The organism is Mesorhizobium sp. B2-4-3 (genome assembly GCF_006442815.1).
GTDB lineage: Bacteria > Pseudomonadota > Alphaproteobacteria > Rhizobiales > Rhizobiaceae > Mesorhizobium.
Map to the genome: position 1 here is coordinate 133,052 of NZ_VFVL01000010.1, position 20,963 is coordinate 154,014.

At 65.2% G+C, this 20,963-nt stretch carries 23 protein-coding genes; 13 read left to right on the forward strand and 10 right to left on the reverse strand.

The window, feature by feature from the left end; genetic code table 11:
* Positions 1 to 115: 115 nt before the first annotated feature.
* Positions 116 to 1,030 carry a LysR substrate-binding domain-containing protein gene (locus tag FJ956_RS12955; protein ID WP_140675614.1) on the reverse strand — a complete coding sequence of 305 codons (915 nt, stop codon included), beginning with the start codon at positions 1,028 to 1,030 and terminating at the stop codon, positions 116 to 118.
* A gap of 97 nt (positions 1,031 to 1,127) precedes the next feature.
* Here FJ956_RS12955 and FJ956_RS12960 point away from each other — a divergent pair, with 97 nt between their 5' ends.
* The 3 genes from FJ956_RS12960 to sbmA all read left to right on the forward strand — a co-directional run bounded on the left by FJ956_RS12960 (position 1,128) and on the right by sbmA (position 4,078).
* Positions 1,128 to 1,328, forward strand: a complete 201-nt coding sequence (locus tag FJ956_RS12960) for a hypothetical protein (protein WP_140675617.1) — start codon at positions 1,128 to 1,130, stop codon at positions 1,326 to 1,328.
* Between the two features lie 191 nt (positions 1,329 to 1,519).
* A complete protein-coding gene (locus FJ956_RS12965) occupies positions 1,520 to 2,677 on the forward strand; it encodes a YbfB/YjiJ family MFS transporter (protein WP_246672034.1) in 1,158 nt (385 codons plus the stop codon).
* A gap of 123 nt (positions 2,678 to 2,800) precedes the next feature.
* The gene (gene sbmA / locus FJ956_RS12970; RefSeq protein WP_140675620.1) at positions 2,801 to 4,078 is read left to right on the forward strand and encodes a peptide antibiotic transporter SbmA; all 1,278 of its coding nucleotides are present in this window, start codon (positions 2,801 to 2,803) and stop codon (positions 4,076 to 4,078) included.
* A 120-nt stretch (positions 4,079 to 4,198) separates the two neighbouring features.
* On the opposite strand, the gene FJ956_RS12975 is transcribed toward sbmA, so the two are convergent.
* Positions 4,199 to 5,203, reverse strand: coding sequence for a polysaccharide deacetylase family protein (locus FJ956_RS12975; RefSeq protein ID WP_140675623.1), 1,005 nt, complete (start codon positions 5,201 to 5,203; stop codon positions 4,199 to 4,201).
* A 204-nt stretch (positions 5,204 to 5,407) separates the two neighbouring features.
* Here FJ956_RS12975 and FJ956_RS12980 point away from each other — a divergent pair, with 204 nt between their 5' ends.
* Positions 5,408 to 6,073: a tetratricopeptide repeat protein gene (locus FJ956_RS12980; protein ID WP_140675626.1), complete on the forward strand. Its 666-nt coding sequence runs from the start codon at positions 5,408 to 5,410 to the stop codon at positions 6,071 to 6,073.
* A 6-nt stretch (positions 6,074 to 6,079) separates the two neighbouring features.
* A complete protein-coding gene (der, locus tag FJ956_RS12985) occupies positions 6,080 to 7,510 on the forward strand; it encodes a ribosome biogenesis GTPase Der (RefSeq protein WP_140675628.1) in 1,431 nt (476 codons plus the stop codon).
* Between the two features lie 259 nt (positions 7,511 to 7,769).
* On the opposite strand, the gene FJ956_RS12995 is transcribed toward der, so the two are convergent.
* Positions 7,770 to 8,690, reverse strand: a complete 921-nt coding sequence (locus tag FJ956_RS12995) for a LysR substrate-binding domain-containing protein (RefSeq protein ID WP_140675631.1) — start codon at positions 8,688 to 8,690, stop codon at positions 7,770 to 7,772.
* A 115-nt stretch (positions 8,691 to 8,805) separates the two neighbouring features.
* Here FJ956_RS12995 and FJ956_RS13000 point away from each other — a divergent pair, with 115 nt between their 5' ends.
* The 7 genes from FJ956_RS13000 (at position 8,806) to FJ956_RS13030 (ending at position 14,372) form a co-directional block, all read left to right on the forward strand.
* The gene (locus FJ956_RS13000; RefSeq protein WP_140675634.1) at positions 8,806 to 10,083 is read left to right on the forward strand and encodes an MFS transporter; all 1,278 of its coding nucleotides are present in this window, start codon (positions 8,806 to 8,808) and stop codon (positions 10,081 to 10,083) included.
* A gap of 153 nt (positions 10,084 to 10,236) precedes the next feature.
* Positions 10,237 to 11,421, forward strand: a complete 1,185-nt coding sequence (locus FJ956_RS13005; RefSeq protein ID WP_140675637.1) for a cell wall hydrolase — start codon at positions 10,237 to 10,239, stop codon at positions 11,419 to 11,421.
* Between the two features lie 289 nt (positions 11,422 to 11,710).
* On the forward strand, positions 11,711 to 12,103 hold the full coding sequence (locus FJ956_RS13010) for an AtpZ/AtpI family protein (RefSeq protein WP_140675640.1): 393 nt from the start codon (positions 11,711 to 11,713) through the stop codon (positions 12,101 to 12,103).
* A 64-nt stretch (positions 12,104 to 12,167) separates the two neighbouring features.
* Entirely contained in the window at positions 12,168 to 12,926 is a 759-nt protein-coding gene (locus FJ956_RS13015; protein ID WP_140675643.1) for a F0F1 ATP synthase subunit A, read from the forward strand.
* Positions 12,927 to 13,001: 75 nt separating this feature from the next.
* Positions 13,002 to 13,226, forward strand: a complete 225-nt coding sequence (locus tag FJ956_RS13020; RefSeq protein ID WP_027164582.1) for a F0F1 ATP synthase subunit C — start codon at positions 13,002 to 13,004, stop codon at positions 13,224 to 13,226.
* Positions 13,227 to 13,287: 61 nt separating this feature from the next.
* A complete protein-coding gene (locus tag FJ956_RS13025) occupies positions 13,288 to 13,869 on the forward strand; it encodes a F0F1 ATP synthase subunit B (protein WP_140675646.1) in 582 nt (193 codons plus the stop codon).
* A gap of 11 nt (positions 13,870 to 13,880) precedes the next feature.
* Positions 13,881 to 14,372 carry a F0F1 ATP synthase subunit B gene (locus FJ956_RS13030; protein ID WP_140675649.1) on the forward strand — a complete coding sequence of 164 codons (492 nt, stop codon included), beginning with the start codon at positions 13,881 to 13,883 and terminating at the stop codon, positions 14,370 to 14,372.
* Between the two features lie 429 nt (positions 14,373 to 14,801).
* Here FJ956_RS13030 and FJ956_RS13035 read toward each other — a convergent pair whose 3' ends face one another.
* Together FJ956_RS13035 and FJ956_RS13040 are read right to left on the reverse strand one after the other, a co-directional pair.
* Positions 14,802 to 15,500 carry a ribonuclease HII gene (locus FJ956_RS13035; RefSeq protein ID WP_140675652.1) on the reverse strand — a complete coding sequence of 233 codons (699 nt, stop codon included), beginning with the start codon at positions 15,498 to 15,500 and terminating at the stop codon, positions 14,802 to 14,804.
* Between the two features lie 196 nt (positions 15,501 to 15,696).
* Positions 15,697 to 16,851, reverse strand: a complete 1,155-nt coding sequence (locus FJ956_RS13040; protein ID WP_140675655.1) for a PA0069 family radical SAM protein — start codon at positions 16,849 to 16,851, stop codon at positions 15,697 to 15,699.
* Between the two features lie 245 nt (positions 16,852 to 17,096).
* Here FJ956_RS13040 and FJ956_RS13045 point away from each other — a divergent pair, with 245 nt between their 5' ends.
* The gene (locus tag FJ956_RS13045) at positions 17,097 to 17,600 is read left to right on the forward strand and encodes a glycosyltransferase (protein ID WP_140645059.1); all 504 of its coding nucleotides are present in this window, start codon (positions 17,097 to 17,099) and stop codon (positions 17,598 to 17,600) included.
* A 48-nt stretch (positions 17,601 to 17,648) separates the two neighbouring features.
* Here the strand turns inward: FJ956_RS13045 and FJ956_RS13050 are convergent, their stop codons facing one another.
* The 5 genes from FJ956_RS13050 to FJ956_RS13070 form a co-directional block, all read right to left on the reverse strand.
* Positions 17,649 to 18,074 (reverse strand): hypothetical protein, encoded by a 426-nt coding sequence (locus FJ956_RS13050; RefSeq protein WP_140675659.1) that lies wholly within the window; start codon positions 18,072 to 18,074, stop codon positions 17,649 to 17,651.
* Positions 18,075 to 18,197: 123 nt separating this feature from the next.
* Positions 18,198 to 18,755 carry a molybdenum cofactor biosynthesis protein B gene (gene moaB, locus FJ956_RS13055; RefSeq protein WP_140675664.1) on the reverse strand — a complete coding sequence of 186 codons (558 nt, stop codon included), beginning with the start codon at positions 18,753 to 18,755 and terminating at the stop codon, positions 18,198 to 18,200.
* Entirely contained in the window at positions 18,742 to 19,635 is an 894-nt protein-coding gene (locus FJ956_RS13060) for a 4-(cytidine 5'-diphospho)-2-C-methyl-D-erythritol kinase (protein WP_140675669.1), read from the reverse strand. The genes moaB and FJ956_RS13060 overlap by 14 nt, the downstream gene beginning before the upstream one ends.
* 25 nt (positions 19,636 to 19,660) lie before the next feature.
* Positions 19,661 to 19,846 carry a membrane protein gene (locus FJ956_RS13065; RefSeq protein WP_027164591.1) on the reverse strand — a complete coding sequence of 62 codons (186 nt, stop codon included), beginning with the start codon at positions 19,844 to 19,846 and terminating at the stop codon, positions 19,661 to 19,663.
* Between the two features lie 84 nt (positions 19,847 to 19,930).
* Positions 19,931 to 20,788, reverse strand: a complete 858-nt coding sequence (locus tag FJ956_RS13070; RefSeq protein WP_140675673.1) for a S49 family peptidase — start codon at positions 20,786 to 20,788, stop codon at positions 19,931 to 19,933.
* Positions 20,789 to 20,963 lie beyond the last annotated feature (175 nt).

Consider the following 20,963-nt stretch of genomic DNA (forward strand, 5'->3'; position numbering starts at 1 on the left):
CTGCCGTTTGTTGGGGTCCGGTTCTTACATAGACCGGTGGGCCTGGCCTTTCCACCGCGATCGACTGGGCCTGCTCTCAAGCATGACTGATCGCGGTGTCGAAAGTGCGCAGCGGTTATGCGGCGCTGTCCAGCGCCCGGAACTGCGCCATGGTCGCCTCGATCTCCTCGCGGACCCAGGCCTTGAAGTCGCGCACCTTGCGGCTTTCGCTTTTTGTGGCTGAAGTCACCAGCCAGTAGCCGAGCCCGCTTTCGGCTCGCACACCGAAGGGCGCGACCAGCCTCCCGTCGGCCAGCGCGTCGGCGGTGAGCAATTGCCAGGCAAGCATCACGCCGTGGCCGGCGATCGCCGATTCCAGGCACAGCATCGGATCGGTGAAGCGCGCCCCCTTCTGGAAGGTGACCGGCTCGACGCCGGCCGCCTCGAACCAGCCGTCCCAGCTGAACATCGCCCGTTCGTCGGTGATGGCGCAGGTCTGGGCCAGATCGCCGATCGACTTCAGCCTGGCCGCGATCGAGGGCGCGCAGACCGGGAACACTTCCTGGGCAAGCAGAAGCTCGGCGCGGTCGCCCGGCCATTTGCCGTCGCCAAGCCGGATGGCGATATCGATGTCCGAGCGGTCGAGATCGGCGACCCTGGCCGAGGCGTCGATACGCAAAAGCACGTTAGGATGGCGGGCAAAATGCCGCGATAGCCGGGGCAGCAGCCATTTCGAGGCGAAGGCCGGCGCCACCGAGACGACCAGCGTGCATTCGTTGGCCTCGTCGGCCAGCGCCACCGCTTGCGCGAGCTCGCGGAACCCGGCGCTGAGCCGCGCTGTGAAGGCGGCGCCGAATTCCGTCGGCACGAGCCCGCCCGGCGTCCGTTCGAACAGCGCCTGGCCCAGCTGCGTTTCCGTGCGCTTGACCTGCTGGCTGACGGCGCTGACCGAGACATTCAGCTCCGCCGCCGCTCCCGCCAGCGATCCCAGGCGGGCGACGGTTTCCACGGCGCGCAGGCCGTTGAGATGGACGCGGTTCAGCATAGCCATCCAGTTTTTCTAAACTGAATGGACCGAAATCTCAATTGAAACCCGACAGGAAAGGGCGGAATTTAACTGGAACAGCCTTGAACCATGAGGTAGCCCCATGAAGATTTTATCTTTTCTGAAAGGGCTTTCGGGTGTCGAGAGGAGGCCATGCGATGACGGCGAGATCACGCGCTGGATCACCGACCCGCTGTCGCATCCGGTGCTCGACACCATGTCGGAGCGCGAGCTCGGCGATATGCCCTTCCGGCTGACGGCCCGCCGCACCGCATATGAGACCGCGAGTGCGGCTGGCCGGTAGCTATTGGCCTGTTTGGCGGCGCTGGCACCGACAGGCTCCTCTCCCCACCGGGGGTCCGAAGGACGGGCGAGACCCGTGGCTCGCCCCGGAATGGTCGGCCGAGCGAAGCGGAGGCGGGGTGAGGGGACGTCTGCGCTGGCCCAACGCAAGCACATTGTCTCACGGACGCACATTCTTATTGTGCGCCGCCAATGAACGCCTCGACATCTCCGCTCCGCCTTGCGCTCGCCGGCATGGTCGCGCTCGCCGTCGCCATGGGCATCGGCCGCTTCGTCTACACACCGATCCTGCCGGGCATGATGGAGGGACTGCACCTGACGCCGGCCGATGCCGGCTGGATCGCTTCCGCCAATTATGTCGGCTACCTCATCGGCGCGCTTGCTGCGGCCGGCGGCTGGGCGCATGGCCGCGAGCGCATGCTGATGTTCGCCGGCCTCGCCGCCAGCGCCGTGCTCGCGGCCCTCATGGGGCTCAATGAAACCATGGCCGCCTTCCTCGTCATCCGCTTCCTCGCCGGCCTCGCCAGCGCCTTCGTCATGGTGTTCATGGCCTCGATCGTCTTCAGCCATCTGGCTGAGGCCGGCCGCGGCGATTTGCAAGCGCTGCATTTCGGCGGCGTCGGCCTGGGCATTGCCGCGTCCTCGGCGCTGCTGGCGATTCTCGTCTCCGAACATGCGGGCTGGGCCGCCGGCTGGCTCTGGTCCGGAGCGCTTTCGGCGGTCGGCCTGCTCATCGTCATGCTGCTCGCCGGCTCGACCACGCCGGCCAATGCCGCCGACGGGCGCGAGCCGGCGCTGCCGAGGGACGGGCCCCTGGTGAAGATGATCGTCGCCTACGGGCTGTTCGGCTTCGGCTATGTGGTGACGGCCACTTTCCTGGTCGCCATCGTCCGCCAGGGCGGCGGCGGGCGCGTCTTCGAGGCGACTGTCTGGATGGTCGCCGGCTTTGCCGGCTTTCCCTCGACTTGGGCGTGGCAGAAGCTCGCCGGCCGCATCGGGCTCTATGCCGCTTATGCCGCGAGCTCACTGGTCGAGGTGATCGGCGTCACCGCCAGTGTCGTCGTCAATGGCGCCGCCGGACCGTTGATTGCCGGCGTCCTGCTCGGCGGCACCTTCATCGCCCTCACGGCGCTGGGCATACAGATGGGCAGGCAGCTCGCGCCGCGGGCGCCGCGCCGCATCTTCGCGGTGATGACAGCAGCCTTCGGTCTCGGCCAGATCGTCGGCCCGATCGCCGCCGGCCTGCTCGCTCAGGCATCGGGCAACTACGTGCTTGCCTCGATCATGGCGGCGGCGGCGTTGCTCGCCTCCGGCGTCATCGCCTGGTCGGCTGCGCCAAAATCGCCATGATTTGCGGCCTTGTTCGATGCCGGGCATCGGGCACGGGCATTTTCTTTCCCCCTAATGTGTGACTTTATGCCTGCCGAACAGCAATGCCGCTGATTTGCGGTCAGACCGAGGAAACCCGCCACAGTGTTCGTATCCTTCTTCCCGCAGCCGAAGCTTTTCTTCACCTCGGCCGCCGTCTGGAGCCTTGCCGCGATCCTGTTCTGGTTCTTCGGCGGCGAGCAGTTGGGCGCCGTCTTCGGCCTGCCGCCGGTAGCGGCTGGCACGCCGCCTATCATCGGCATCGCGGTGCTGTGGTCGAAGCCGTTCCTGTGGTTCTACATCTACTTCGTGGCCTGCGTGGTGATCTTCTACGCCTTCTGGAGCTGGTACGCCCCGCACCCCTGGCAGAACTGGTCGATCCTGATGACCGCCGTCATCCTGTTCTTCATCTACTTCAACGTTCAGGTCTCGGTTGCGGTCAACAATTGGTATGGTCCTTTCTTCGACTACGTTCAGGGCCTGATGTCGGGAACGACTCCCTCGACCAACACGGAATTCTACAAGGGATTGGCCGATTTCTCCTGGCTGGCGCTGGTCGGCATGAATGTGCAGGTGGTCAATGCCTTCATCGTCAGCCACTGGATCTTCCGCTGGCGCACCGCGATGAACAACTACTTCGTGGCCAACTGGGGCCGGCTGCGCCACATCGAGGGTGCCTCGCAGCGTATCCAGGAAGACACGATGCGTTTCTCGCAGATCATGGAAGATCTCGGCTCGACCTTCGTCCAGTCGATCATGACCCTGATCGCCTTTCTGCCGGTCTTGATTCAGCTGCAGGCTCACATCACCGAATTGCCGATCATCGGCGCGGTCCCGCAACCGCTGGTCGTTGCCGCATTGGGCTGGTGTCTGTTCGGAACGATTTCCGTCATGGTGGCGGGTCTCAAGCTGCCGGGCCTGCAGTTCCGCAACCAGCGTGTCGAGGCAGCCTATCGTAAGGAGCTCGTCTACGGCGAAGATCATGCCGACCGGGCTCAGCCGGCGACGACGACACAATTGTTCACCAATGTCCGCCGCAATTATTTCAAGCTCTATTTCCACTACATCTATTTCAACGTTGTTCGTTACACCTACCTGCAGGCCGACAACATCTTCTCGCTGCTGATCCTCGGGCCTTCGCTGGTCGCGCATAAGATCACGTTCGGCGCGCTGAACCAAATATCGAACGCCTTCGGCAAGGTGACGAATTCGCTGCAGTTCCTGTTGAATTCCTGGTCGACGATTGTCGAACTGCAGTCTGTTCACAAACGTTTGCGTGCCTTCGAGGCGACGCTGCAAGGCGAACAGCTGCCGGTTATTGATCAGCATTATCTGGAACGCGAGCGGGCTGGCATGCGCCCCGAAGATCAGCCGGTAAGCTGAAGCATGTCTCCCGAAAATGGGAACCGGTTTCGCGATAAAGTCATACGAAAAATCAAGAATCTAAACCGCGTGGAGCGAATCTGAAAGATCGCGACGCGCTTAGGGCGCGGCTGCGTCCAGTCAGCCGCCCACAACGGCCCGTGCCTGGCCGGCGCGCTGGCGCGCGACATAGTCGCGGAAACTGATGCACTCGACGTCAGCCTTCGCGCAGACCTCGCCGGCGAAGCGCTCCAGCGTGTTCCAGTAGGCGCCGTCGTTCATCAGCGTGAAGTGGAAGCCGAGCTCCAGCGGCAGGCGCTTGCCGTTGTACTGAGCCTCGAAAGCGGCGTGGAACGCCTGGTAGGCGCGCTCGGCGAATGCGTCCGCCATGGCCGGCTTCTCGGCGCCGTCCGAGTGGCGGACATAGAGATTGTAATCCATGGCGACCACCGGCTTCGCCTTCGGCCCCTCCGGGATAAGCGGCAGGGCAAAACGGGTTGTGCCATTCAGGGTTGGCGGGACGATCGGGCCGTTCGAGACGCCGCTGGCGTCATACTGGAAGCCGGTCTCGGGCAGGGCTTCGTAAAGCGCCTTGCCGGTCGAGAGATAGGGCGCGCGGAACCCGACCAGCGCATGATGCGCGAAATCGTGCCAGTCGGCCGGCTCTTGGATGCCGTTGATCGCATAGGCGTTTTCGAAAATGCGCCGGACGGAGGCGAATTCGGTCAGCCAGTCCGCCTTGCTCCACGCCTTGCCGTCGAAATGGCCGCAGGCATGGCTGCCGATGTCGTGGCCCTCGGCCGCGGCCAGCCGGACCTGCTCCAGCCGGTCGGCCACGTCCTGTTTCGAGGCGCCGAAGCCGACATTGGATTTGCCGGCGGCCTTGCCGGGACCGGCATAGTCCTGCCGCGTCTCCGGCGAGAGCAGGAACACGCAGGACAGGAAATAGGTGAAATGCGCGCCCGTGCGCTTTGCCAGCGCCCGGCTGCGTTGCCACTGCGAGATCTCGCGCGCGGCGTCGAACGAGATCAGCACGACCTGCTTGGCCGGCGAAGCGGCCGGCGATTTCGGTGGATCGGCGAAGGCCGCATTGGCTGAGGCGAGCGAGGCAAGACTGAATGCAAGGACGCGGTACGAACGAAGCATTGGCAACCTTCTGGCGTGAACGTCTCCGGCCGATCGGAAGCCGGCTATCGCGCAAATGTGGCGCGGTTGCGTTCGGGCAGGCCCTGTGGGCACCGGAGGGCTCCGCGCCGATTTTCCGGCCCGCCCTCTTCCATGCCGACGAAATTTCGCTAAAACGCGGGGCTCAAGAAGCGCCTCCTTCCGGGGCAGCAATGGTTTTGATTGATGTCGGACGACAGTTTTATCCGCGAAGTCAACGAAGAGATTCGTCGCGAGCAGGCGCAGAAGCTATGGGACCGTTTTGGCCCGGCCATTCTCGGCATCGCCATCCTGATCGTGCTGGGCACCGCCGCGGTCGTTGGTTACCGTTACTGGGACGAAACCCGCGCCAACCGCTCGGGCGACGCCTTCTCTCAGGCGCTCAAGCTCGCCAATGATGGCAAGAACGACGAGGCGATCGCTGCGCTCGACCAGCTGGAGAAGGACGGCTACGGCGCCTATCCGCTGCTCGCCCGCATGCGTGCCGCGACCGTCAAGGCCGACAAGGGCGACGTCGACGGCGCGGTCAAGGATTTCGACGAGGTCGCCGCCGACAACGCCATTCCCGCCGGCATCCGCGACATCGCGCGGCTGCGGGCGGCGCTGCTGCTCGTCGACCACGGCTCCTACGCCGATGTCTCCAGCCGCATCGAGGCGCTGACCGCCGACACCAATCCGCTGCGCCATTCGGCGCGCGAGGCGCTTGGCCTTGCCGCCTGGAAGGACGGCAAGTCGGCGGACGCGCTCAAACTGTTCGACCAGATCTCTTCGGATGAAGCCGCCCCGCGCAATGTGCGCCAGCGGGCGCAGCTTATGTCCGAGCTGATCCGCGGGTCGGGCAACGCGTCGTGATCCTGGATGGGCTTCAAAGTCGCCATCATCGGCCGGCCTAACGTCGGCAAATCGACTCTTTTCAATCGGCTGGTCGGAAAGAAGCTGGCGCTTGTCGACGACACGCCGGGGGTGACGCGCGACCGCCGCGTCCACGCCGCCAAGCTGTACGACCTTCACTTCGACGTCATCGATACCGCCGGCTTCGAGGACGCGGCGGCTTCGACGCTGCCCGGCCGCATGCGTCAGCAGACCGAAATCGCCATCCGCGAAGCCGACCTCATCTTCTTCACCGTCGATGCCAAGTCCGGCCTGCTGCCCGACGACCGCACCTTCGCCGAAATCGTGCGCAAATCGGGCAAGCCGGTCGTGCTCGTCGCCAACAAGGCCGAGGCGCGCGGCGCTCAAGGGGGCATGCTGGAGGCCTGGGAACTAGGCCTCGGCGAGCCGATCCCGGTTTCGGCCGAGCACGGCCAGGGCATGCCGGACCTGCGCGACGCGGTGATTGAAGCGCTCGGCGAGGAACGCGCTTTCGGCGAGGACGAGGAAGACGGCAGCGACGAGATCGCCGCCAGCGAGGTGCTGATCGGCGAGGACATCGCCGACCCGGACGCCGAACCCGCCTATGACGAAACCAAGCCGCTGCGCATCGCCGTCGTCGGCCGCCCCAATGCCGGCAAGTCGACGCTGATCAATGCGCTGATCGGCGAGGAGCGGCTGCTCACCGGTCCGGAAGCCGGCATCACGCGCGATTCGATCTCGGTCGACTGGGACTGGCGCGGTCGCCGCATAAAGCTGTTCGACACCGCCGGCATGCGCCGCAAGTCCAGAATCCATGAAAAGCTGGAAGTGCTCTCGGTGCAGGACGGCCTGCGCGCCATCCGCTTTGCCGAGATCGTCGTCATCGTGCTCGACGCTACCATTCCCTTCGAGAAGCAGGACCTGCAGATCGCGGACTTGATCATCCGCGAGGGCAGGGCGCCGGTGATCGCCTTCAACAAATGGGACCTGATCGACAACCCGCAGGAATTGCTGGCCGAGCTGCGCGAAAAGACCGAGCGGCTCCTGCCGCAGGCGCGCGGCATCCAGGCGGTGACGGTCTCGGCCGAGACCGGGCGCGGCCTCGACCGGCTGATGGAAAGCGTCATCAAGACGCATAAGGTGTGGAACAACCGCGTCTCGACCGGCAAGCTCAACCGCTGGCTGGAAGGCATCCTCGCGCATCACCCGCCGCCCGCCGTTGCCGGCCGCCGCCTGAAGATCAAATACGTCACCCAGGCCAAGACCCGCCCACCGGGCTTCGTCGTCTCGTGCTCGCGGCCGGACGCGATGCCGCAATCCTACGTCCGCTACCTGACCAACAGCCTGCGCGAGGCCTTCGATATGCCCGGCGTGCCGATCCGCATGGCGCTGCGCACCTCGGACAATCCGTTTGCGGGCAGGGCGAAGAAGCGGTGAGGTCTATTCTCCGCCGCGGGTAAAATCCTCACAATGCTGGCGGGACAGCACCCCCCTCTGCCCTGCCGGGCATCTCCCCGCAAGGGGGGGAGATCAGCAGCTCCGCCGGCGGCGCCTTTCCTGCAACGTTGATGTTTGGCGAAAGCGGTCGCGACATCCAATCTCCCCCCTTGCGGGGGAGATGTCCGGCAGGACAGAGGGGGGTGTGACGGAACGCGACGCTGGATAGGCCGATCCGCCGCTGCCTGTCCGAAAAAGGCTATGCGACCTCTCGCAATCCACCGCGGGTTCGCGCCCCCTCAGGCAACGTCTCCATCGCCGCCTGCAGCAATATCTCGGCCAGCCGCGCCGCCACCGGGTCGAGCTCGGCGTCCTTCTGGTGCAGATGCAGCGCCATCATCGGCAGGGCAGGAAGGCCGAGGACTCCCGGTGCGATCGCCCTGACATTGGCCGGCAGGCCGATTTCGGTGCGGATCGTCAGGCCAAGCCCCGCCGCCACCGCCGCCCAGATGCCGCCGAGGCTGGGGCTCGAGAAGGCCATGCGCCAGGGCATGCCCGCGCGGTCGAGCGTTTCGGTCGCCACGGTTCTGAGCAGGCAGGGCGCCTCGAACACCACCAGCGGCAGCGGCTCGCCATTGCGCGGACCGGCCTCGATCGGCTTTGCCGGACCGATCCAGCGCGCCTGCACGTCGGCGACATGGCGGCTGTAGGGCAGCGTCATGCCGTCATGCCAGGCCAGCGCGATGTCGAGATTGCCTGACAGGACGCGCTCGGCCAGGTCGTGGCTGCGTCCGATCCGCGCTTCGATGCGGACCTTGGGATGGGCGCGGGCGAAGCGGCCGAGCACGTCCGGCAGCACGGCCTCGCCGAAATCCTCCTGCAGGCCGAGCCGCACCCAGCCTTCCAGTTCGATGTCGCGGATGGCGGAGGCCGCCTCGTCGTTGAGCTCGATCAGCCGCCGCGCATAGCCGAGCATCGTCTCGCCGGCTTCGGTCAGCGCCAGGCCGCGCCCCGCCTTGCGGAAAACCGGCGTGTCCGCCTGCTCTTCCAGCTTCTTCAATTGCGCGCTGACCGCGGAGGTCGAGCGTCCCAGCCGTTCGGCCGCCTTGGCGAAGCTGCCGAGCTCCATGCCGGTGACGAAGGTCCTGAGGACATCGAGATCGAAAGTGACGCGGCGCATGAGATTGTCCTGATTTTCAGGATTGTTGATCAAAAACTTCCTGATTTTATGGATGAAGCTATGGCGCTACATCCTGTCCGTCAAGCCGTCAGCCGGCCGTCACGGGAATGGAACCATGTCTGCCATCGTCACACGAAACGACTGCCAGCCGCCCGCGGGAGAAAGCGCCAGCAACCCTGCTGGCCGCGCCTTCGGTCCCAATCATCGCTGGAAGGTGCTGGGCATCGGCGTCGCCGCCAATGCCGGCTTCTCCGCCACCTTCTCCGGCATCCCGGCGACCGCGGTGGCGATGCGCCAGGGCTATCACCTCGACAATGCCGCGCTGGGTTTGGCGCTCGGGCTGCTCGGCCTCGGCGTGGCGCTCAGCGAGTTGCCCTGGGGCGTGCTCACCGATCGCTGGGGCGACCGCCGCGTGCTCCTGACCGGACTTGGCGCGACCGCCGCGTGGCTTCTCATCATGGCCATGCTCGTCGTGCCGACGAAAACAGCCATTCCCGGCGTCGCGCTGCTGTCGGCAAGCCTGCTCGTCGCCGGCCTGCTCGGCGGCAGCGTCAACGGCTCCAGCGGCCGCGCCATCATGGGCTGGTTCGGCGAGGGCGAGCGCGGCTTCGCCATGAGCATCCGGCAGACGGCGGTGCCGCTCGGCGGTGGGCTGGGCGCGCTCGTCCTGCCGTCCCTGGCGCTGGCCTTGGGCTTCACCGCGGTCTTCGGCCTGCTTGCGGCCGTCTCCGCTCTGTCCGCCGGTTTTGCCTGGCGCTGGCTGCACGAGCCGTCAGTGGCAAGCGGTGGTCATGCCGCCGCCGCGACAAGCGGCCCGGCACCCTTGCGCAATATCGAGGTCTGGCGCATCTCGACCGCCATCGGCCTGCTCTGCTTCCCGCAGGTCGCGGTGCTGACCTTCGCCTCGGTCTTCCTGCACGACTTCGCGGGCATGGGCACCTTTGTGACCAGCGCCAGCCTCGCCGCCGTGCAAACCGGCGCCATGGCGATGCGTATCTGGAGCGGGCGCTTCACCGACCGGCACGGCAACCGCCGCCCGTTCCTGAAACTCTGCAGCGCGTTGAGCGCGTTCGCCTTCCTGGTGCTTTGGCTGCTGGTGATCGGCGCCGCCGGAGCACCGTTGCTTATGCCGCTGCTCCCGCTGATGGTCGTCGTTGCCGGCGTATCCGTCTCCGCCTGGCATGGCGTCGCCTATACCGAGCTTGCCACGCTTGCCGGTGCCGGCCATGTCGGCACCGCGCTCAGCCTGGCCAACAGTTTTGTGTTCGTCGGCTTCTGCCTGGTGCCGATCGCCATTCCGTGGCTGCTGGTGTTCTTCGCATGGCCGGGCGTGTGGCTCGCGGCCGCGATTTGCGCGGCGGCCGCCTTGCCGATCTTCCTGCGCCCAGCCTGATGCACCCAGGTCTGATTTTTCACCGGCTTGCCGCGGAAACGGCAAGCCGGCTTTCCTCAAACATGAAAAGAACACGATCGATGTCGTTAACCCCGCATCAAGGTTAATGCTTCATTTTGACTCTCCGGGGTCAGTAGCGTTCTGGAGAGTTCCGTGCATCGACGCGTTTCATTGCGGCTTGCCGCCGCCGCCGCCGTTGCGAAAAAACGTTCCTTTCTTCCTCCTTTGGTGCTCGGGCTCGGCATTTGGATCGGCTTTCCGTCCGCCGTCGCCTATCAGGATATGGCAAGCCTGATCTCCGGCCTGGAATCGTCCAACACCCGCTGGAACGCCTATATCGAGAAATCCGCCGCCGGCTCGGTGCATGCCGCCGAAATGCCATTTGTCGATTCCGTCACCACAGGCTCGCTATCCGGTTCCGGCGTCGACCTGCCGGGCGTCGGCACGGTGGCCTTTCGCGGCAAGGGCAATGTCGCCGGCGCCACGCCCGACGAAGACCGCGTCATGCGCGCCGACAAGAAGGGCCGTTTGGTCAAGGTGGCACCGGTCGCGCCGCCCAAGAATTTCAGCGCCGGCTCGATTTTCGAGCGTACCTCCTCGCTGATGCGTCCCGCGATGGACAGCGGGCTGAAGCTCACCTTCGCCAAGCCGGGCATCGCGGGTAAGGAAGTCCAGATCGCCCAGGCCTTCCACCTGCGCGAGGACAGGAAGCCAGATCCGGCGCTGCCGGCGGCACTCGTCGCCCTCGTCAACAACGACAAGCCGGATATCCTCGCCACCGCCTATGCCCAGTCCGCGCCCGACTACGCCAAAGCCTCGCCCTTCGAGGCGCTGCTGCAGGACGATCCGAACGATGGCCGCTTCATCCCGCCGATGGGCAAGGGCGACCATTCGTGGATCCAGAACCCGCTGCCGGCAAGCGTCTTCTCCCAGCCGGAACAGACGTGCCTCGCCAAGGGCATCTATTTCGAAGCGCGCAGCGAGCCCGTGCGCGGCCAGGCGGCGGTCGCCCAGGTGATCCTCAACCGCGTCCGCAACCCGGCCTATCCGAAGACGATCTGCGGCGTCGTCTATCAGAACGACGACTGGTTCAACCGCTGCCAGTTCTCGTTCGCCTGCGACGGCAGGAAGAAGACCATCACCGACCAGGCTTCCTACAAGACCGCCCAGGAGGTCGCCATGGCGGTGACCGCCGGCAAGATCTTCATTCCCGAGGTCGGCTCATCGACGCATTACTACGCCAATTACGTCCATCCGGGCTGGGCGCGAGCCATGCATAAGATGACCAGGATCGGCCTGCATATCTTCTACCGCACCTATGGCGGCGGCTGGAGCTGAGCCGGCTGGCGGCTCGAGCTGAGCCGCCTTAACCACCGCCCCGGCTATCCTTCCTTCGACGCCCGGCGATGCCTCGGCGGACGCGCCTTGTTGCGCGGATTCGCGCCGTCACCTCACGCGGGCGTGAAGGGCACGATGTCGCACCTCGATAAGCCTTTGATTTAACTATCAAAAATACATCGCTTGGAAGTTCGGCCCGTGGCTTGACGGGGGCGGACCCTCTAACTATGTTGCCGGCGACTTTAGAAGCGGACGGACGGCAATCGTCTGCCCGGGCAGGGGGGTTGCGATGGCCGACAAAACCGGGCCAGACGGAACCGGAGAAACCGGCCGCGGCAGGCAGCCAGAAGCCACCATCCGCGACGACGAACTTGAGCGCCGCCGGCGCGAGCTTGAAGCATCGCTTGCGACAAGACGCACGGACCGGTTCGAGGGGAAAGACGAAGCGAGAGCTGCGACCGGTTACGGTCAGGCGCTGAAGCTGTCCAGCGAGTTCATCGCCGGAGTGGTGGTCGGTGTCGGCTTGGGCTGGATCATCGACCGTCTGGCGGGAACAGCGCCATGGGGTCTGATCGTCGGCCTGTTGCTGGGCTTTGGCGCAGGCATACTCAATGTCCTGCGCTCGGCGGGACTGACATCGGAATTCGGCCAGGGCGGCAAGCCGCGCGAGCCGAGAGAATGAAGCGAGGCGCCGCAGGGCGCTAAAGTGAACTTAAAGCCGGTTGTGGCTTTGACGGGGATACAAAGTGGCTGCTGACAAGGTCGATCCGATCCACCAGTTCCAGATCCATCCGATCATCCCGCTGCATATCGGCGGCTACGACGTCTCTTTCACCAATTCCTCCCTGTTCATGGTCGTGACGATCGTTCTGGCGTCCGCCTTCCTCTATATGAGCACCTCCAGCCGGGCCTTGATTCCGGGTCGCCTGCAGTCGGTGTCCGAAATGGCCTACGAATTCGTCGGCAACATGCTGCGCGATGCCGCCGGCAAACAGGGCATGCAGTTCTTCCCGCTGGTGTTCTCGCTGTTCATGTTCGTGCTGGTCGCCAATCTGATCGGCCTGTTCCCTTATTTCTTCACCGTCACCAGCCACATCATCGTCACCTTCACGCTGGCGATCCTGGTCATCGGCACGGTCCTCGTCTACGGCTTCGCCAAGCACGGCTTCGGCTTCCTCAAGCTGTTCGTGCCGCAGGGCGTGCCGGGCTATCTTCTGCCGCTGGTGGTGGCGATCGAAATCATCTCCTTCGTCTCTCGGCCCGTCAGCCTCTCTGTTCGTCTTTTCGCCAACATGCTGGCCGGCCACATCACGCTCAAAGTGTTCTCGGGCTTCGTCGTCAGCCTGAGCGCGTTTGGCGCCGTCGGCATCGCCGGCTCGGTGCTGCCGCTTGCCATGGCGGTCGCGCTCTCTGCGCTCGAACTGCTGGTCGCCTTTCTGCAGGCCTATGTGTTCGCGGTGCTGACCTGCATGTACCTGAACGACGCGCTGCACCCGAGCCACTGATTTTCACCGGCGCCCCGGCGCCAGCTTACCCAACGTACCAACTGCAACGAATAGAGAAACCACAGGAGTTTTGAAATGGACGCAACTGCAGCAGCTGCTATCGGCGCTGGTATCGCCTGCATCGGCATGGGCGGCGCGGGCATCGGCCTCGGCAACATCTTCGGCAGCTATCTCTCGGGCGCGCTCCGCAACCCGTCGGCTGCCGACGGCCAGTTCGGCCGCCTGATCTTCGGCTTCGCCGTGACCGAAGCCCTGGGCATCTTCTCGCTCCTGATCGCTCTGCTCCTGGTCTTCAAGTAAGAGCCGGCGCTGACGAAAGGGGCCGCATGGTGCGGCCCCGTTCCATGGACAGGGGAATGAGATGTTCGTGACATCTGCCTATGCGCAAGAAACAGCGCCGGCCGCGGCCGAGGGCGATACGCATGCGGGCACCGCCGTGCCTGCCGCGGAGCATGAAACGTTCCCGCCGTTCGATGCCAAGACCTTCCCGTCGCAGATCCTGTGGCTGGTCATCACCTTCGGGCTCTTCTACTTGTTCCTGAAGCGGGTTGTGATGCCGCGTCTTGGCGGCATCATCGATGTCCGCAACGACCGCATCACCCAGGACCTCGACCATGCCGCAAGGCTGAAGGGCGAGGCGGACGCCGCGGTTGCTGCCTATGAGCAGGAACTGGCGGAAGCCAAGGTCAACGCCAACAAGATCGGCCAGCAGGCGAACGACGCCGCCAAGGCGCAAGCCGAGGGCACGCGCAAGAAGCTCGAGGCCGAGCTTGAGAAGAAGCTTGGCGAGGCCGAGGCGAGCATCGCCTCAATCAAGGCCAAGGCGATGAAGGAAGTCGGCACGATTGCCGAGGATACGACGTCGGCCATCGTCGAGGCGCTTGTCGGCGGCAAGACCGACAAGGCCGAGATCGCGGCCGCGGTCAAATCCGCGAGCCGGTGAGGAGCGGGATCATGGACGCCACATCACTTGCCACGCTCTGGGCCACCGTCGCCCTGATCATCTTCCTCGGCGCCATCATCTATCTGAAGGTGCCGGGCATGCTCGCCAAGTCGCTCGACGCCCGCGCGGCCAAGATCAGCGCCGAGCTCGAGGAAGCGCGCAAGCTTCGTGAAGAGGCCCAGCAACTGCTCGGTCAGTATCAGCAGAAGCGCAAGGAAGCCGAGAAGGAGGCTGCCGACATCGTCGCCGCCGCCAAGCGCGAGGCTGAATTGCTTGCCTCCGAAGCGGCCAAGAAGACCGAGGACTATGTCGCCCGGCGCACCGCGCTTGCCGAGCAGAAGATCGGCCAGGCCGAACGCGAGGCCGTCAGCGAAGTGCGCGCCTCGGCCGTCGACATCGCCGTCGAGGCCGCCCGCGCGCTGCTCGCCGCCAAGGTCGACGTCAAGGCAGGCGCGGACCTGTTCAAGTCGGCGCTGGATGACGTGAAGGCCAAGCTGAACTGAGCCGACTTCGAAGCTTCGAAATCGAAAGCCGCCTGGGCAACCCGGCGGCTTTTTTGTTATTTGAAAAAAGCGCGGCGCTGAAGCTGCCAATCTCCCCCTCCTGGGCCCCTCGTGGGGGAGATGCCCGGCAGGGCAGAGGGGGGGCGCGAAGGATCGCGGCGTCTCGGTCGTCATTCTAGGGCGGAGCAAGGAGCGAAGCGACGCGCGCAGACCCTAGAATCCATGCCGTGACGTTAAGGCGTTGCGGCGGTTATAGAATTCTGCACCGTAGCACCCTACGGGGTCGGTCACGGAATGGATCCTCGGGTCAAGCCCGAGGATGACGAAGCGCGGGGTTCGGCCCATCCCACCAAAGCCGGACAGGCTGGCGGGACAGCGCCCCCCTCTGTCCTGCCGGACATCTCCCCCACGAGGGGGGAGATCAGCTAACTACTCCAGCCCGGCGAAGCCCTCTTCCTCTTCCGCCGCCTCAGCGCCACCCAGCCTGAACGGCGCAAACGAGGCGCGGTGCAGCCTTGCCACCGGCCCATGCGCCTCGATCGCGGTGCGGTGGCGGACCGTCGCATAACCCATATGCACTTCGAAGCCGTAGTGCTCGTGATGTCCGCCGCAGCCGCACATCATGCGGTCGCGCATCACCTTGGCGACGATCGAGGCGGCGGCGATCGATTGCGAGCGCTGGTCGCCCTTGATGAGCGCGCGGCCTTCGCAAGCGAGACCTGGCGGAATGTCGCGGCCGTCGGCCAAAGCGAGCTTCGGCTGCAAGGACAGGCCGGCGGCGGCGCGGCGCATCGCTTCGAGGCTCGCTTTCAGGATGTTGCTGTTGTCGATGCCTTCGGCGCTGATCGAGGCCATCGACACACTGAGCGCCGAGCCGAGAATCTTGAGAAACAGCGCCTCGCGCTGCAAATGGGTGAGGCGCTTGGAATCGTCGAGCCCTTCGGGAATGTTGGCGGGGTTGAGCACCACCGCGGCGGCCACCACCGGACCCGCGAGCGGACCGCGGCCGGCCTCGTCCATGCCGGCAATCGGCCACAGCCCGTCGGCCATCGCCTTCGTCTCGATCGAGAAGTCGGGCTTCTCGACCATTTCAAAGAGAAGCGGAGAATCGGAACGCGCGCGAGCCATGGTGCGGCGAGGTTCGCATCGGCTCCGATTCTCCGCAAGGCCTTCCGGGTCGGATGGGGCGTCGGACCGGGAAGGCACCGTCTCGCGGCCGGGGGACAGTGGCCGGACGGGATTCTTGAAAAGGATGACAATTCCAGACCGAAAACCGCTTTGCCTGGAATTGCTTAGCGCCGGCCCGTCACGGCCGGCGCAGGTGTCAAAGCAGCATCAACTGCTCGCTGGCGCCCGAACCTGCGACGAATTGGTCGGTGCGCAACTGCCGCCGCTCGACATTGAGGCCGAGCCGCTTGGCGGCGATCTCGAAGCGCCGGCCGATCTGCCAGGCATAGGGACCGGCGCCTTTCATGCGCTTGCCCCATTCGGAATCGTAATCCTTGCCATCGCGCATCGAGCGGATCAACGACATCACATGCCGGTAGCGGTCGGGATAATGGCGCAGCAGCCAGTCCTTGAAGATCGGAGCCACTTCGAGCGGCAGGCGCAGGATGACGTAGCCGGCCTCCCGGGCCCCTGCGGCTCTAGCCGAATCGAGGATGCGTTCCATCTCCGGATCGGTGAGGCCGGGGATGATCGGAGCCACCATCACCGATGCCGGAATGCCGGCATCCGAAAGTTGGCGGATCGCCTCCAGCCGTTTCGTCGGCGTCGACGCGCGCGGCTCCATCGTTCTCGCCAGCATGCGGTCCATCGTCGTCACCGACAGCGCCACCTTGGCAAGGCCGCGCTCGGCCATACGCGACAGGATGTCGATGTCGCGCGTCACCAGCGCAGACTTGGTGACGATGCCGACCGGATGGCCGCGCGCCTCCAGCACTTCCAGGATCTCGCGCATGATGCAGTATTGCTTCTCGATCGGCTGATAGGGGTCGGTGTTGGTGCCGATGGCGATCGTGCGCGGCTGGTAGCTGGGCTTCGACAACTCCCGGTCCAGCATGCGCGCCGCATCCGGCTTGGCAAACAGCTTCGATTCGAAATCGAGCCCCGGCGACAGGCCCATGAAGGCATGCGTCGGCCTGGCGAAGCAATAGACGCAGCCATGCTCGCAGCCGCGATAGGGGTTGATCGAACGGTCGAAGGAAATGTCCGGCGACTCGTTGCGGGTGATGATCGTGCGCGGCTTCTCGACCTGCACTTCCGTCTTGAACGGCGGCAGCTCCTCCAGCGAGTTCCAGCCGTCGTCGAACACATGCCGGCTGACCGGCTCGAACCGGCCGGACGGGTTGATGCCGGCCGAGCGGCCGCGATTGCGGTCGGGCCGCACGCGCATGCCGCTCTGCTCGATCATGGCATTTGCCATCTCGGCTCGGCCGGCTCCGAAAGCGGCAATGTCGGCGCGCACGATCTGTTCCATTTTCGCCCTCTCCCAGGGACTGTCGGCAGGCTGTCGAATCGCTCTGTTCATGAAACTATTCCTATTTCGCCGAAGAGAACAAAGCAAGAACTTTTTCGGCGGATCCGTGACTGGCGCAAGTCGCGGCTTTCCGGAGCGGCTTGCCGTTTAACGGAAACGGCGAACCGCTCCATCTCCTTGTTCCGAGGCAATTCCGGACGGAAAACCGCTCACACTTTTCCTGGAATTGCTCTATTCGGCTAAGAATGCTCAGCGTTCTCATCGAAACCCGCAACGACGAAGAGGGTCTTGCCCGTACGCTCGCCTCGCTGGTCGGCGGCGCGGTCGAGGGCGTGGTGCGCGACGTGATCGTCTGCGATCAGGGCTCGACCGACCAGACGCATCGGGTGGCCGAGCATGCCGGCTGCCATTATGTGACCGGCGGGATCGGCGCCGGCATCGGCCAGGCCAAGGGCGATTGGCTGCTTTTTCTGGAACCCGGCGCGCGGCTTGCCGACGGATGGATCGACGAGGTGGTGGCGCACGCGGCGAAGCAAACCATGCCGGCGCGGTTTTCACGTGCCCGGGCCGACCGCGCGCCTTTCCTGGCCCGCGTCTTTTCGGGCAACCGCGCGCTGGCCGAGGGTCTTGTCATCAGCAAGCGTCAGGCCTCGGCCCTGGCAAAGAGCGCGCGCGGCGCCGAGGCCCTGGCGCGCGGCCTTGCCGCCAGAAGGCTGAACGCCGAAATCTGGGTGGCTCCGCCGAAGTGATGCAGGCTCCCCCTTGTGGGAGAAGGAAGAAGCGCTGTCCCTGCCCAGTTAGGTCCCTCTGATTTCGACGGGCATCCAGGCCCTGCGGCGCCTGGCGACACGCTGCTCGCGCGTCTCGGCATCGAACCGAACGGCGACCGGCTCGCGGGAGAACAACTCGCGATCGTCAAGCGCGTTGACGATGACGATCGCTCTCGCATCGTCACCCTCGCCGGCGATTGCCGCGACATAGACGCCGCACTCGCCGCACAGAAGATAGTCGGCGGTGCGCAGGCCAAAGCGGTAGGCCCGCAAGCGATGCCTGTCCTCGACCGAGACCACCAGCCTGCCGTTCGGATCGGCGGCCGCGCGTGAGCCGTGCCGGGTGCAGAACGAGCACTGGCAGGCGCGAATTTCCAGTCCGGCGGGATCAAGCGCGGTGGAGAAGCTCAGGCGGATGTTGCCGCAATGGCAGCCGCCGCTGTGAACGGTCATGGCGGATTGTTCCTTGTTCGCGGCACAAGATACTTGGCCGGTGCCGGCTTCGAAATGGCTGCCCGCAGGCGCCAGCGGCATTTCGCCTGCGAACCGGATGCCGGTCGCTCACTTTGACTGCGGTTACGAGGCAGGCTTGCCGCCGCGCCTGAGATGCTCGTCCAGCCGCGGCATGATCTCGACGAAGTTGCAGGGCATGTGCCGGTAGTCGAGCTGCGCCTTGATGATGCCGTCCCAGGCATCCTTGCAGGCGCCGGGCGAGCCCGGCAGCACGAACACGAAGGTGGCGTTGACGACGCCGCCAGTCGCCCGGCTCTGGATCGTCGAGGTGCCGATCTTGTCGTAGGAGATGCGGTGGAAGACTTCCGAAAAGCCGTCCATGCGCTTTTCGAAGATTGGCTCCAGCGCCTCAGGCGTCACGTCGCGGCCGGTGAAGCCGGTGCCGCCGGTGGTGATGACGACATCGATGTTTTCGTCCTTCGACCAGCCGAGGACCTTGTCGCGGATCTTTTCGCGGTCGTCGGTGACGATGTCGCGGGCGGCAAGCGTATGGCCGGCTTCCGTGATGCGGTCGGCCAGCGTCTGGCCGGACTTGTCGTCGGTAAGCCTGCGCGTATCGGAAACCGTCAGCACGGCGATGCGCACCGGGATGAAGGGCCGGCTCTCGTCAAGCTTCGCCATCGGTCACTTCCATGCTGCGCGTCGCGGCGACGAACCAGTCGGGATGGCGGCCGCGGATCTCGATCGCCGCGCGCTTGGCGACATTGCCGGTCTCGAACAGGCCGAAACATGTGGCGCCCGAGCCGGACATGCGCGTGAAGGCGGCGTCGGCGCGCTTGAGCGCCTTGAGCGCCTCGCCGATCGCCGGCTGAATCGAGCGGGCGGGCGCCTCGAGATCGTTGCGGGTCGTCTCGAGCCAATTGCGGATCGTGTGGAAGTCGAGGCGCTTCGGCAGCGGCGGCAGCGCGTCGTTGTCGCGGCTGGCCAGCGCCTTGAACACGTCCGGTGTCGAGACGGCGCCGCCCGGATTGACCAGAACGAGGCCAAGCGCCGGAAAGGCGGGCAGCGGCGAGACCTCATCGCCGACACCGCGTGCAATCAGCGGCTTTGATTTGAGGCACATCGGCAGGTCGGCACCGAGCGAAAGCCCGATCCGCGCCAGCGAATTGTCGTCGATATCGAGCTTCCAGAGCCGCGCCAGAGCATTGAGCGCGGCCGCCGCGTCGCTCGACCCGCCGCCGACGCCGGAAGCGATCGGCAGGTTCTTCTCCAGCTTGATGGCAACCGGCGGCGCATGCTGGGCGCCGGCTTCCCGGCGCAAGGCATCGCGTGCCTTCACCACCAGATTGTCGCCGTCGAGCGGCAGCCCGGCGGCATAGCGGCCGGACACCGAGAATTCATCCTCTTCCGCCGGCTCGATCTCCAGCCGGTCGCCGAAGCGGGTGAAGACGGCAAGGCTGTCGATGAGATGGTAGCCGTCGGCGCGCCGTCCGGTGACATGCAGCGCCAGGTTGATCTTGGCAGGTGCAAGCCACGTCCGGACCTCTGTGCCGGGCTCCAGAATGTCGGCTGCTGGCGAGATGGGATCAGTCCTTGGCGAGACGGTATTCGCCGGTCTTGGGGTCCTTGACCAGCGTGCCCATCGTGCCGTTCGCCGCCTGTTTCTCGGTGCGCCGGATCTTGGCCGTCACGCGTTCGGCCTCGCGCACGAAAGCGCGGTAACCAAAGTAAGCGGCGGCGCCGACAACAGCGAAGAAAATGATCTGCGGCATCTCTAAAACTCCTCCCGCGTCCTCGCGGCAAGGCCGGCCGAATGGGTCGGTCAAGCGGCCATGCTAGCCGCATTCATGGCTTTTTCAAAGCCCGAAGCGCGCCCATAGCGCGCGCTCTTCCGCCGCATCGAGGACGCCGCTGGCGGCCGCCGCCGCGATATCGGGTGCCGAAACACGCGAGCCGAACAGGCCGAATCGGCCGAAAAGCCCGCGCGGCGCGGTGATCAGCTTGAGCTGCGTCTTGTCGCCGAAACGCGTCCTGAGCACGCCGCGCATATCGCCCAGCGCATCGACAAGGCCGAGCTCGAGGCCTCGCTTGGCGGTCCAGAACAGGCCGGTGAACAGGTCCGGGTCGTCCTTCAGCTTGCTGCCGCGCCGCTCCTTGACGAGCTCGATGAAGGTCTCGTGCACGTCGAGTTGCAGTGCCTTCAGCCGCTCGACGTCTTCCTTCTTCTCCGGCTTGAACGGATCGAGCACGGCCTTGTTCTGCCCGGCGGTGTGGACACGCCGCTCGACGCCGATCTTCTTCATCAACTCGGGGAAACCGAACGAGGCCGAGACCACGCCGATCGAGCCGACGATCGACGACGGGTCGGCGAAGATCTCGTCGCCGGCGACCGCGATCATGTAGCCGCCGGAAGCCGCGACGTCCTCGACGAAGACCAGCACCTTCTTGTTCTTTTCCACCGCCAAGTCGCGGATGCGCTTGAAGATCAGCCGCGACTGCACCGGTGAGCCGCCCGGCGAATTGATCGAGATGGCAACCGCCGGCGCATCGAAGCTGAATGCCTTTTCGATCAGGCCGGCCGTCGAGGCAAGCGACAGGCTCGGCCGGAATTGGCCGCCGCCCGCCATGATGGCGCCTTGCAGCCGGATGACCGGAATGGTGACGACTGTCGAGCGCCAGGATTTCGGCAGCAGGCGGTTGAAGAGGCGTTTCACGAAGGAATGTCTCCGGTCGATTTGCAAAGCAGCAAGATGAGATCAGGTCGGTTGGTCTGTTTCACGGGCGGCGTCGGCTTGCTTTGGGCATGTAAGGAACTCGCCGGCCAACGGCAATGCCGCATCGCCAGCCAGTGCATGTCGCGCAAAAGTGTGCAGCGGTTTTGCGAAAAAG

Excerpts from the sequence above, each read along its gene's own strand:
- FJ956_RS13050 (WP_140675659.1), bottom strand. The coding sequence starts at position 18,074 with ATGACCGTTCACAGCGGCGGCTGCCATTGCGGCAACATCCGCCTGAGC.
- FJ956_RS12955 (WP_140675614.1), bottom strand. The coding sequence starts at position 1,030 with ATGGCTATGCTGAACCGCGTCCATCTCAACGGCCTGCGCGCCGTGGAA.
- FJ956_RS13000 (WP_140675634.1), top strand. The coding sequence starts at position 8,806 with ATGTCTGCCATCGTCACACGAAACGACTGCCAGCCGCCCGCGGGAGAA.
- FJ956_RS12975 (WP_140675623.1), bottom strand. The coding sequence starts at position 5,203 with ATGCTTCGTTCGTACCGCGTCCTTGCATTCAGTCTTGCCTCGCTCGCC.
- FJ956_RS13035 (WP_140675652.1), bottom strand. The coding sequence starts at position 15,500 with ATGGCTCGCGCGCGTTCCGATTCTCCGCTTCTCTTTGAAATGGTCGAG.
- FJ956_RS13030 (WP_140675649.1), top strand. The coding sequence starts at position 13,881 with ATGGACGCCACATCACTTGCCACGCTCTGGGCCACCGTCGCCCTGATC.
- FJ956_RS13020 (WP_027164582.1), top strand. The coding sequence starts at position 13,002 with ATGGACGCAACTGCAGCAGCTGCTATCGGCGCTGGTATCGCCTGCATC.
- FJ956_RS12965 (WP_246672034.1), top strand. The coding sequence starts at position 1,520 with ATGAACGCCTCGACATCTCCGCTCCGCCTTGCGCTCGCCGGCATGGTC.
- FJ956_RS12980 (WP_140675626.1), top strand. The coding sequence starts at position 5,408 with ATGTCGGACGACAGTTTTATCCGCGAAGTCAACGAAGAGATTCGTCGC.
- FJ956_RS13025 (WP_140675646.1), top strand. The coding sequence starts at position 13,288 with ATGTTCGTGACATCTGCCTATGCGCAAGAAACAGCGCCGGCCGCGGCC.
- FJ956_RS12960 (WP_140675617.1), top strand. The coding sequence starts at position 1,128 with ATGAAGATTTTATCTTTTCTGAAAGGGCTTTCGGGTGTCGAGAGGAGG.
- FJ956_RS13010 (WP_140675640.1), top strand. The coding sequence starts at position 11,711 with ATGGCCGACAAAACCGGGCCAGACGGAACCGGAGAAACCGGCCGCGGC.
- FJ956_RS13065 (WP_027164591.1), bottom strand. The coding sequence starts at position 19,846 with ATGCCGCAGATCATTTTCTTCGCTGTTGTCGGCGCCGCCGCTTACTTT.
- FJ956_RS13040 (WP_140675655.1), bottom strand. The coding sequence starts at position 16,851 with ATGGAACAGATCGTGCGCGCCGACATTGCCGCTTTCGGAGCCGGCCGA.
- moaB (WP_140675664.1), bottom strand. The coding sequence starts at position 18,755 with ATGGCGAAGCTTGACGAGAGCCGGCCCTTCATCCCGGTGCGCATCGCC.
- der (WP_140675628.1), top strand. The coding sequence starts at position 6,080 with ATGGGCTTCAAAGTCGCCATCATCGGCCGGCCTAACGTCGGCAAATCG.
- FJ956_RS12995 (WP_140675631.1), bottom strand. The coding sequence starts at position 8,690 with ATGCGCCGCGTCACTTTCGATCTCGATGTCCTCAGGACCTTCGTCACC.
- FJ956_RS13045 (WP_140645059.1), top strand. The coding sequence starts at position 17,097 with ATGCTCAGCGTTCTCATCGAAACCCGCAACGACGAAGAGGGTCTTGCC.